The sequence below is a fragment of the Bradyrhizobium brasilense genome (genome assembly GCF_029714345.1).
Taxonomy (GTDB): domain Bacteria; phylum Pseudomonadota; class Alphaproteobacteria; order Rhizobiales; family Xanthobacteraceae; genus Bradyrhizobium; species Bradyrhizobium australafricanum.
On record NZ_CP121669.1, the window covers coordinates 6,668,208 to 6,679,508 of the forward strand.

Sequence of the window (11,301 nt, forward strand, 5' to 3'; positions counted from 1 at the left end):
CGCGGCTCACGCCCCAGCGTCGTGCACGTTCAGATCGACGCCTTGCGGATCCCTGATCGTCGACACCGTGATCAGCGAGATCAGCGACAGCACCGCGATGTAGACGCCGACGCGCCAGGACTGGCCGTAGGTGCCGATGATCCATTGCGCGATCATCGGCGCGAAGGCGCCGCCGAAAATGGCGCCGAGCGCATAGCCGATCGAGACGCCGGAATAGCGCACCTTGGCCGGAAACAGCTCGGCATAGAGCGCCGCCTGCGGGCCGTAGGACAGGCCGAGCGCAACCGTGAGTCCGACGGCGCTGACGAAGAACAGCAAGAGGTTCTTGCTGTCGATCAGGAACCACATCGGCACCGCCCACAGCACCATCAGGGTGTAGCCGATCTGGAAGCAGCGCACGCGGCCGATTTTGTCGCCGAGGATGCCGCCGAGCAGCGTGAAGATGAACCAGCTCACCGCCGCGAGCGTGCCGATCAGCAGCAGCTGCTCCGACGGCATCTTCAGCGTGTTGGCGCCGTAGCTGATGATGAACGCGATCAGGATGTAGCCGGCCGCATTGTTGGCCATGAAGATCAACGCGGTGCGCAGAATCTCCTTGCTGTGATTGCGCATCAGCTCGCGCAGCGGTGCAGAGGATTCCTTGTGCCGCCGCTGCATCGCCTGGAACACCGGAGACTCTTCGACCGTGCGGCGGATCACGATGCCGACGACGATCAGCACGATCGACAGCAGGAACGGAATTCGCCAGCCCCATTCGATCATCGCCTGCTTGCCGAGCGTCGCGGTGAGCACCCACAGCACTCCGGTCGCCAGGATCATGCCGAGCGGCGTGCCGATCTGCGGGAACGAGCCGAAGAAGCTGCGCTTGTCGACGGGCGCCGATTCCACCGCCATCAGCGCCGCGCCGCCCCACTCGCCGCCGGCCGAGAAGCCTTGCAGGATGCGCAGGAGAATAAGGAGTGCCGGCGCCCAGGCACCGATCTGCGCGTAGGTCGGCAGCAGGCCGACCAGCGCGGTCGCCGCCCCCATCAACAGCAGCGTGACGACCAGCATGTTCTTGCGCCCGAAGCGGTCGCCGAGATGGCCGCAGACGATGGCGCCTAACGGGCGGAACAGGAATGAGAGGCCGAGCGTCGCGAACGAGACGATCTGCGCCAGCAGCGGATTGTTCGCGTTCATCGGCGCGAAGAACAGCGCGCCGAACACGAGGCCCGCCGCCTGGGCGTAGACGAAGAAGTCGTACCACTCGATGGTGGTGCCGACGAGCGTTGCAGTGAGGACCTTGCGCTCCTCATCCGACAGTTCAGCGCCGCGCGAGCGCGCGGACAGTTCGATGGACATGTCGCCTCCCCAAAACCCGTTCTTGAACCTGTTCTTGGCCGCGCGGGCGTGGTCGGCGGCGATGCGCCTGCCCCGCACGGATGCTGGGCCCGGGATTAGCAGAGGTTTCCGCCTGGCACGAGCAAAATAGTTGCAGCCGCAACGATATTCGGCGAATTTGCCTTTGGCCCCGGTTCCCGACCCCGCTACCTCGACCGCGATCGGCGGGCAGCTATCCCGAAACGTCGATTGTGCATCGCAGCAAGGTCGCTACCATGCGAGGATTCCCAAGAGGTTGCTAAGTGTCTGACATTAATGCCGATGCCTGGGTTTCCTCAGGCCACCGCCCGATGGGCTTTCCGGAATTCGTCGTCGTCATCGCCTCGATCATGGCGCTGAACCCGCTGGCGATGGACATGATGCTGCCGGCGCTGCCGAACATCCGCTCCGCGTTCCAGATCGCCGACGCCAACCGTCCGCAGATGGTGCTGTCGATCTTCCTGGTCGGCTTCGGCGTCGGCCAGTTCGTGATGGGCCCGCTGTCGGACCGCTTCGGCCGCCGCCCGGTGCTGCTCGGCGGCATGACCGTATACACCATCGCCGGCCTGCTCGCGATCATGGCGCCCTCGTTCGAGACGCTGCTGTTGGCGCGCGCGCTGCAAGGGCTCGGCACCGCGGCGACCCGCGTGATCGCGACCTCGATCGTGCGCGACTGCTACGCCGGGCGCCGGATGGCGAGCGTGATGTCGCTGGCGATGATGGTGTTCATCGCAGTCCCCGTGATCGCGCCGTCATTTGGCCAGGCGGTGATGCTGCTGACGCACTGGCGCGGCATCTTCGTGCTGCTGATGATTTATGGCGTGATCGCGCTGGCCTGGAGCGCGATGCGGATGCCGGAGACGCTGCCGCTGGAATTGCGCAAGTCGCTGGCGATCCCGGAAGTGCTGTCCGCGTTTCGCCAGACCGTCACCAATCGCCAGACGCTCGGCTACGCGCTCGCCGCCGGCGGCGTGCAGGGCTCGCTGTTTGCCTTCGTGTTCTCCTCGCAGCAGATCTTCACCGAGATCTTCAAGCTCGGGCATTACTTCCCGGTCGCCTTTGCGGCCTGCGCGGTCGGCGTCGCGATCGCCGGCTTCCTCAATTCGCGCATCGTCGGCCGCATCGGCATGCGGGTGATCTCGCACGCCGCGCTGACCGGCTTTGCCGTCGTCGCAGGCGCCCTGCTGCTGGCGGTGAAGACCGACACGCTGTCGCTGCCGCTGTTCATGGTGCTGTCGGGCCTGATGATGTTCGCGTTCGGGCTGATGATGGCGAATTTCACCGCGCTCGCGATGGAGCCTCAGGGCAAGATCGCCGGCACCGCGTCGTCGCTCTACGGCACCATCACCACGCTGCTCGGGATCGGCGTCGGCACCACGATCGGCCAGGATTACGACGGCACGCTAGCGCCATTCGCGACCGGCTTTTTCCTGTGCACGCTGGCCGCGCTCGCCGTCGTGCTGGTGACGGAAAAGGGCCGCATGTTCCGGCCGCACCATCATCCGATTTGATGATCCGTAGCCCGGATGAAGCGGAGCGTAATCCGGGATTCATCGTGCGGGCGACAGGATCCCGGATTACGCGGAGCTTGTCATCGGGCGCGCGTTCGCGCGACCCGTTGGCTCCATCCGGGCTACAATTCTGACTGGTTGCATCACTGTAGCCCGCATGAGCACAGCGATATGCGGGGCTGCTGTTCCCGGATTACGCTTCGCTCCATCCGGGCTACAATTCTGACTGGTTACATCACTGTAGCCCGCATGAGCGCAGCGATATGCGGGACCACTGCTCCCGGATATCGCTTCGCTCATCCGGGCTACAAATCCGGAACCCGCGTCAGGCTTCGCGAGTCCGTCCGACGCTGCTTTGCGCCCGGGCGGGCGCCACCGCACGCCGTCGGGTCGCCGCAAATCCCTCCATCCCCAGCTGCCACTGCAGGCCCACGATCGCGCCCTTGGTCGGCTGCAGCAGCGCCAGCGCGCTGAACAGCGTGAACGGCAGCCAGATCGCCAGTTGCAGCCAGGCCGGCGGCGCGTAGTTCATCTCCAGCCACAGCAGCGCCGGCACCACGACATGGCCGACCACGACGATCACGAGATAGGCCGGGAAATCGTCGGCGCGCTGCGGGGTGAAGTCCTCGCTGCAGACTTCACAGTGATCGGCGACCTTGAGGAAACGGCCGAACAGATGGCCGCGCCCGCAGTTCGGGCACTTCATGGTGAAGCCGCGCCACATCGCCTTTGGCAGGGAAACCGTCTCGGTCATCGTCGTTTTCCTTTCGCCGTCGTCCTTGACCTGATCTGATGATCCATACAATATGCGTCCTGTAGCATACAATCAAAGACAAAGCGTCGAATTGCATGGATTGGATCCCTACAGTTTCGGAATGGCACGGCCCGATGTTTCTGCGCATCGTCGATGCGCTGGCCGCCGACATCTCGAGCGGCCGGCTGGTCCGCGGCCAGCGGCTGCCGACCCATCGCGCGCTGGCCTTGGCGCTCGATATCGATCTGACCACGGTGACGCGCGCCTATGGCGAGGCGCGGCGGCGCGGACTGCTCGACGCCCGTGTCGGCCAGGGTACGTTCGTCTCGGAGACCACCGCGCGCGCCACCTCCGACCTGCCTGCGCCCGTCAACATCGACCTGTCGATGAACCTGCCGCCGCAGCCGGTCGAGGCCAATCTCGACCTGCGCATCGCGCAGGGACTTGCGACCATCCGCTCCGAGGCCGGGTTCTCCGCCTATCTCGGCTACACGCGTCCGGGCGGCACCACTGAGGAGCGCGAGGCCGGCGCCGCGTGGCTCGCGCCGCGGGTGCCGCAGGCGGCGGCCGACCGCATCGTGATCTATCCGGGTTCGCAGGCGATCATCTTCAACACGCTACTGGCGCTGACATCGCCGGGCGATGTCGTGGTGACGGAGGCGTTGACGTTTCCCGGCATCAAGGCCGCGGCGGCGCGGCTTGATGTCCGCCTGGTCGGGGTTGCGATGGACGCCGAGGGCGCGCGGCCCGAGGCGCTCGACGAGGCCTGCCGCAAGCACAAGCCGAAGGCGGTCTATCTGGTGCCGACGCAGCACAACCCGACCACGGCGACGATGAGCGCGATCAGACGCAAGGCGATCGCCGATATCATCAGCAAGCGCGGCTGCGTCCTGATCGAAGACGACGTCTACGGGCCGCTCGAACCGCAGATGGCGCCGATCGCAACCCTGATTCCGGAGCGCACCTACTACGCCGCGAGCATCGCAAAATGCATCGCGCCCGCCCTGCGCGTCGCCTATCTCCTGGCGCCCGATGCCGCCGCCGAGCAGCGTATGCGCGCCGGCATGCAGGCCACCATGCAGATGCCGCCATCGCTGATGGTCGCGCTGGTCACGCAATGGCTGCGCTCCGGCGTCGCCGCCGACATCATCCGCGCCATCCGCAACGAGGCGGCGGCGCGCCAGCAGCTTGCGACCCGCTTCCTCAAAGGCGTCAGCTATGCGGCGCGGCCGGCGAGCCACCATCTCTGGATGCCGCTGCCGAAGCATTTCGACGGCACCGACCTGTTGTCGCATCTGATGCGCAACGGCCTCGCCGTGGTCGGCGAAGACGCCTTTGCGGCGGGCGAAGCCGCGCCGCGTGGCCTGCGCGTGTCGCTGGGTGCGGCACGCAACCGCGCCGAACTGAGCCAGGCGCTGCAGGTGCTGTCGAATGCGGTGCGCACGCCCGTCGGCGCTACCCAAATCGTATAATTCCGGCGATCGCCGGGAATAAACTCGCTCCAAAATGATTATGGTGCGCGGGAGCGCGCGCCGCTAAAACTCTGCGCTCAGGGCATCAGGCAGGGGCAGGCTTTTCAATGTCGTGCGGGTATGATCGGGCAGTCCACCGTGCTGTGCTGTCGCTTCGCGGAGCAGTGACCGCGATCGGTTGTCTTGCAGTTGTCATATCAGGCGCGGCGCGCGCCTCCGATGCCCCTGCCCCGGTGCCGGAAAAACTCGAACGCATCACCGCATTCTTTGACAACGAGGTTGCGACAGGAAAGATTCCGGGCGCGGTCATCCTGATCCAGCAGCACGGCAAGCCGGTCTACCTGAAGACCTTCGGCTATCGCGACGTCACGACCAAGTCGCCGATGCGGCCGGACACGATGTTCGCGCTGCATTCGATGACCAAGCCGATCACCAACACCGCCGCGATGATGCTGGTCGACGAGGGCAAGCTGTCGCCGCAGGACCCGCTGTCGAAGTACATTCCGGCTTTCGCCGACGTGAAGGTCGCCATCGAACCGGACAGTGGAAACGATCCGGCCAAGGTTGAGCTGGTGCCGCCGATCCGGCCGGTGACCATTGAAGATATCATGCGGCACACTTCGGGCATCACCTACGAATATATCGGCGCCGACTGGATCCAGAAGATCTACCGTGCGGGACACCTGTTCGACGGCAAGTTCGACAACGAGGAATTCGTGGCGCGGCTGGCCAAGCTGCCGCTGTCGCGGCAGCCGGGCACGCTGTGGCGCTACGGCCATTCCACCGACGTGCTCGGCCGGGTGATCGAGATCGTCTCGGGCAAGACGCTCTATCAGTTCGAGAAGCAGCGCCTGTTCGATCCCCTGAAGATGAACGACACCAGATACGTGCTCGATGCGGAGACCGAACGGACAAGGCTCGCCGAGCCGCTGCCCTCGGACACCATCCTGATCGAGGGCGAGAACGACCGGCGCGCGCATCCGGAATGGGAATCCGGCGGCGGCGGCCTGGTATCGACCATCCTCGATTATGCGCGCTTCGCGCAGATGCTGCTCAATGGCGGCGAACTCGACGGCAAGCGCTATCTCAGCCCCGCCGCCTTCAAGACCATGACGACGGACCATATCGGGCCGGGCTCCGGCGTCGGCCGCGACTACTGGTACTTCCCCGGCGACGGCTTTGGCTATGGCTACGGCATCGCCGTGCGCACCGATCCCGGCATCGCCAAGCCGCCACCGCCCGGCTCGATCGGCGAATTGAAATGGGACAGCGGCAGCGGAACCTATTTCGGCGTCGATCCCAAGCTCGACATGATCTACATCATGCTCGAGCAGACCCAGAACGAGCGCCAGCGCATCACGCCGGCATTCCGCAAGCTGGTCTACGACGCGTTCAGCCCGGATTGAGCTCCCACCGTCATTGCGAGCGCAGCGAAGCAATCCATCTCTCCGCATGGGGATAGATGGATTGCTTCGTCGCTTGCGCTCCTCGCAATGACGCGGAAACCTTCCCGCCTTACGACTTCCGCCGAACCGGTTCCTGCCTGCGCCGTGCGGCGGCCGCGATCAGGCTCGCGGTGCATTCGTCGCAGACGAACGCACACCCGTCCGTAAACAGGCCGATCCGTGCATTGAGGCCGATCGCATCGTCGTCGACGATCCCATCGATGATGCCACCGCAACACACGCATTGGTGGTGCAACGCCAATTCCCGTTCCATGACGCGCTCTCCAGCGGACGCCGCTTCCCTCACGCTATATACTATCGTATATATCGCGACGACAAGGCAGGCGGGTGAACAATCCGGTCGGGAACCCTGCAGACAACAACCATCGACCGGAGACGATCGCCAAGAAAATCCTGCCTGGTCCAACCAGGTTCATCGAGGAAACGCGACCATGATAAAAAACAATGGCGCCGCGGGACGTCCGCGCGCAACGGGAGAACTGCTCAAGATCCGCCGCGCATCGCTAGCGGCCATCATCCTTGCGCTCGGTGCGGCCGGCGCAGTGCGCGCCGAAACAGCTGCGGTCGGCGTTCCCGACAAGAGTTTTCCGGAAAGCGTGACCTCGACCTCCGACGGGACGCTCTACGTCGGCAGCTTCAACCATGGCGGCGTGACGAAGATCTCGGGCGGCAAGGCCGAGCAGCTGGTCAAGCCGGGCGCCGCCGACAGCCGCTCGACGCTGGGCGTGCTCGCCGACGAGAAGAGCGGCACGCTCTATGTTTGCTCCAACGACATCAGCGCGATGGGCGTGGCGGGGCCGAGCGACACCAAGGGCGCCTGGCTGAAAACCTTCGATCTCAAGAGCGGCGCGCCGAAGGGCAGCTTTGCCTTGAGCGATCCGAAATCGTTCTGCAACGACATCGTGGTCGGTGCCGACGGCACCGCCTATGTGAGTGATTCCTTTGCGCCGTTCGTCTACAGCCTGAAGGCGGGCGGCACGGCGCTGGCGACGTTCGCGACCGATCCGCAGCTCGCGCCCGCCAAGGACGGCGTCGGGCTCGACGGCATCGCGATCGGCGCCGACGGCAATCTTTACGTCACCACCTTCATTCCGGCAAAACTGTTCAAGATCGAGATGAAGGACGGCAAGGCCGGCGCCGTGACCGAGCTGAAGCCGTCGCGGCCGCTCGACCACGCCGACGCGTTGCGGGCGCATGGCGGCGGCTTCCTGCTGATCGAGGGCAACGGCAAGCTCGACAAGGTCACGGTGAAGGGCAGCGAGGCTACCATCGACACCATCAAGGATGGTCTCGCCGAGCCGGTCTCGGTGACGCAGGTCGGCGATGTCGGCTGGGTCGCCGAGGGCAAGCTGTCCTACGTGATCGGCGACAACAAGGGCAAGGACCCCGGCCCGTTCAAGCTGACGCCGGTGGCGTTGCCGAAATAGCGACGGGCTGGGTTACGCTTCGCAGCAAACTCGGTGTATCTCCCCGGCTTGCGGGGTCGAGACGAGCGAAGCTCGCTGTTAGGTCGGGTCGCATCGATAGATGCGATCCGACTCCTCACGGCGTTCGTGCTTAAGGCCGCGCCGTACTGGATGCCTGTGCGGGGTATGGCACCGGAGAGATGAGAGCCCGCGGCTCCTCCAACACGTCGTCCCTGCCTAGTGCGCAATTGCGCACGGGAGCAGGGACCCATACTCCGCGGCGGACCTTGTTGAAGGAATTCGTCGTTCCAGCATCGCCCAGCAATTGGCATTTGTGGTTATGGGTCCCTGCTTTCGCACTAGTGCATCTACACGTTTGTCGGGCCATTTGCGAGGATTTGGAAGCGGGCCATTCCGGTGTGGAAGGTGATTGGTCCAGGTGGACGGTGGGAGGCGTAGCCGGTCCATCCGCCGAGTTTTGCGATGATCCATGCCGCCCAAGCAAGAGTGTTGGGGCGATGGTGGTTTTTCTGAAGCTCGGTGCGACCTTTCATGGTTTTGTTGATGGCCCTGAGCGTCTCGATCTCTTCTGCGGTGAAGACAAATTCAGCCGGCAATTCTTCGCCACTGTTGCGGGCCTGAACGAGTTGAATGACGATACATGCCGCTCTGGTGGCGACCGCCACGAGCTTGATCAGGCCTTCGGCGCTCTCGATCTGACTATCCTCGATGCGCAAACCCTGGCTCTTCAGCGAGCGAAAGAGTTGCTCAATGATCCAGCGCTGGCGGTACCAGGAGACGATCTGCCAGGCGTCTTTAACGGTGGCGACCGTATGAGTGGTCAGGAGCAGCCAGCGAATGGGCTCCGCACCTCTCGGCGGATGCAACTCGACCACTTCTACGAAGCTGAGTTTGATGCCCTCCGCCAAGTCGGTGACGCCGGGCCTCTGCGGCCGCTTGAGCACGACGGTTCCGAAGCGCATCGAGAGATGGGCCTGCCGGCCGCGCCGATCCATTCGCTGCGGCAGATCGATCACCGCGTTGTCGCAGAAGCGGCTCCGCTCGACCGCCTGATAAAGTGTGTCGCCATCGACCAGCGCATGGTCGTGCATGGCACGCGACAGAAGATGGACATTCTCAGCTGGCGTCAGCGCCCAGTGAGCAAAGAAATCCCCCTCGCGGTCGTTGACGACGGTGATCATGCGGGCATCTGCCAGGACGTCGCGGCCTTGCTCGGCGGCCGTCACCCAGCGCGCCGACTCCTTGTCGGCCAAGGCGCGCCGCTCATGCGGGATTTTTACCTTGCCTTTGCGCGTCCAAACGTTGCCGCCAGTAAGGCCAAGACAGACCCCGCTGTCGGCATCCACCGCCATCATCGCATGCAACAGCACGCCGCGAGCATTGCCCTTGCCGACTTTGCCCAGCCCGCGCCGCCGTCCCGCCTGGGTCTGGAACTTGACCTCGCTCGTATCCCGGATCGCCAGCACATGACGCCCGCTGACCGCAGTCCGCGTCTGCGCGCTCCAGCCCTCAATCAATTTATCGATCGTGACTTGGGGGTTGTTCACAAACCGCCAGAACGCCATATTGGCAGCCCAATCGCCCCGGGCCATCTGGCGCAAGCAGACGCTGCGCGTGCAAAGCATAGCCCGGAGAAGCGTCGCCCCCTTTTGTCGAGACGAACGTCCCCGAACTCACCCAAAGACAAATCCGGCTGCATCGCTGGCGCTCCTTCGAATCAAAGCGCCCGTGAGAGAATCATACAACATGCTGCAGAGACGCCACTTCTTGCTGCACCGAGTCAATCTGTCGCGCCCCAAAACCGTGTAGAGACGCTAGTGCTTTCGCAGGGACGACCATGCCGGCACGATTTCTGAATAATGGAAAAGTACCACTGATTTGCCCGACGAGTCAAGTTGCCGTGTCCGCCGGCAGCCACCGGCGCCTTTGCATGGGGTTGTTTTCGATATTTTGGCAGTGACCCCTGGGACTCGGCACCGACCGATGCGGTCGCACCGCCGTCACCACGTCATCCGCTAGATCACATAGAACCCGTGCGTGCCGTCGCGGCGCAGCTGGTCGACGAGGCCGTACTCCCAATCGAGATAGGCCTGCATCGCCTTTTCCGCGACGCCGGTACCTTCATAGGGCCGCCGGTAGCGGTGCGCGGGATCGGGTCGCGGCACGATGCGCGGCGGCCCGACTTCGAGCTGGCCGTCATAGCCGCCGTCGAGCACATAGACCTCCCAGCCCATCTGCGCGAGCCAGGACGCCGTCATGTCGGCGCGGATGTTTTTGTCGTCGCTCAGCACGATGCGCGCGCCGCGCACGGGAGCGGCCATGTCGATTTCCTGCACCAGCTGGCCGCCGGCATAGTGGCGGAAGCCGGCAAGGTGACCGGCCGTGTATTCCTCGGCATCGCGCACATCGAAGCGATACAGCGTACGGTGTGCGTCCTCGTCCAGCGCAGCGAGTTCATCGATCCCGATGTGACGGACGCCGGCGCGATAGGCGACGTCGCGCGCATTGTCGCCTGCGCCCTCGAACGGACCGATGCCGCCGCGCTTGCCGGCGCCGTGCTCGAGATCGTGCTTCGCCAGCGTCCAGCCGATCGTGCCGTTGCGCAGCGCCCGCACCTTGTTGGGCAGTCCGGCATTGATCAGCGACTGCGTGCCGATGATCGAGCGGGTGCGGCCGGCGCAGTTGACGATGATGGTGGTGTCGGGATCCGGCGCCGCGCCGCTTGCGCGCAGCACCAGCTCGGCGCCGGGCACGCTGACCGAGCCCGGGATGTTCATGGTGGCATATTCGTCGAAGCGGCGGACATCGAGGATCGCGATGTTGGCCTTGTCCGAGATCAGCGCGGCGACCTCGTCGGCGCTCAGCGACGGCGTGTGCCTGCGCGACTCGACCAGCTCGCCGAACGCCTTGGCGTAGGAATTGACGTCCTCGAACACCTCGTAACCGGCCGCCTTCCAGCTCCCCAAGCCGCCGGCGAGCGCGGCGACATTGCCGTAGCCCAGCGCCATCAACTGCTCCGCGGCGGCAGCGACCAGCCCCTCGCCATTGTCATAGAGGACGATCGGCACGCCCTTGCGCGGCAGTCGCAGCTCGGCTTCCAGCGCGATCCGACCGGTCGCCATGTTGGCGGCAAACAGCGGATGGCCGGTGGCGAATTCCGCCTCATGCCTGACGTCGAGCAGCGCGATCTCCCGGCGCAGCAGCAGCGTTGCGCGGATGTCCTGGGGCGTGACGGAAGCAAGTGTCATGGAATGCTGGCCTGACAGAAGAAAACGGCAGGCTTGCTCTAGGCCGAAATCACGCCTCGTCAAT

At 64.7% G+C, this 11,301-nt stretch carries 9 protein-coding genes; 4 read left to right on the top strand and 5 right to left on the bottom strand.

What is annotated here, in order from left to right; translation table 11 throughout:
• Positions 1-6 precede the first annotated feature (6 nt).
• A complete protein-coding gene (locus QA635_RS31155) occupies positions 7-1,341 on the bottom strand; it encodes an MFS transporter (protein ID WP_283063444.1) in 1,335 nt (444 codons plus the stop codon).
• Between the two features lie 329 nt (positions 1,342-1,670).
• Between QA635_RS31155 and QA635_RS31160 the strand changes: the two genes are divergently transcribed.
• Positions 1,671-2,870, top strand: a complete 1,200-nt coding sequence (locus tag QA635_RS31160; RefSeq protein ID WP_210263058.1) for a multidrug effflux MFS transporter — start codon at positions 1,671-1,673, stop codon at positions 2,868-2,870.
• Positions 2,871-3,195: 325 nt separating this feature from the next.
• On the opposite strand, the gene QA635_RS31165 is transcribed toward QA635_RS31160, so the two are convergent.
• The gene (locus QA635_RS31165; protein WP_229190956.1) at positions 3,196-3,624 is read right to left on the bottom strand and encodes a DUF983 domain-containing protein; all 429 of its coding nucleotides are present in this window, start codon (positions 3,622-3,624) and stop codon (positions 3,196-3,198) included.
• Between the two features lie 134 nt (positions 3,625-3,758).
• Here QA635_RS31165 and QA635_RS31170 point away from each other — a divergent pair, with 134 nt between their 5' ends.
• Both QA635_RS31170 and QA635_RS31175 read left to right on the top strand, forming a co-directional pair.
• Positions 3,759-5,096, top strand: coding sequence for an aminotransferase-like domain-containing protein (locus tag QA635_RS31170; RefSeq protein ID WP_283063449.1), 1,338 nt, complete (start codon positions 3,759-3,761; stop codon positions 5,094-5,096).
• 107 nt (positions 5,097-5,203) lie between these two features.
• Positions 5,204-6,502 (top strand): serine hydrolase domain-containing protein, encoded by a 1,299-nt coding sequence (locus QA635_RS31175; protein WP_425249067.1) that lies wholly within the window; start codon positions 5,204-5,206, stop codon positions 6,500-6,502.
• A 109-nt stretch (positions 6,503-6,611) separates the two neighbouring features.
• Here QA635_RS31175 and QA635_RS31180 read toward each other — a convergent pair whose 3' ends face one another.
• On the bottom strand, positions 6,612-6,815 hold the full coding sequence (locus tag QA635_RS31180) for a hypothetical protein (RefSeq protein WP_283063452.1): 204 nt from the start codon (positions 6,813-6,815) through the stop codon (positions 6,612-6,614).
• 178 nt (positions 6,816-6,993) lie between these two features.
• Here QA635_RS31180 and QA635_RS31185 point away from each other — a divergent pair, with 178 nt between their 5' ends.
• Entirely contained in the window at positions 6,994-7,989 is a 996-nt protein-coding gene (locus QA635_RS31185; protein ID WP_283063454.1) for an NHL repeat-containing protein, read from the top strand.
• A 347-nt stretch (positions 7,990-8,336) separates the two neighbouring features.
• Here QA635_RS31185 and QA635_RS31190 read toward each other — a convergent pair whose 3' ends face one another.
• Positions 8,337-9,581 carry an IS4 family transposase gene (locus tag QA635_RS31190; RefSeq protein WP_283071927.1) on the bottom strand — a complete coding sequence of 415 codons (1,245 nt, stop codon included), beginning with the start codon at positions 9,579-9,581 and terminating at the stop codon, positions 8,337-8,339.
• 423 nt (positions 9,582-10,004) lie between these two features.
• Positions 10,005-11,237, bottom strand: coding sequence for a rhodanese-like domain-containing protein (locus tag QA635_RS31195; RefSeq protein WP_283063456.1), 1,233 nt, complete (start codon positions 11,235-11,237; stop codon positions 10,005-10,007).
• Positions 11,238-11,301: the final 64 nt, after the last annotated feature.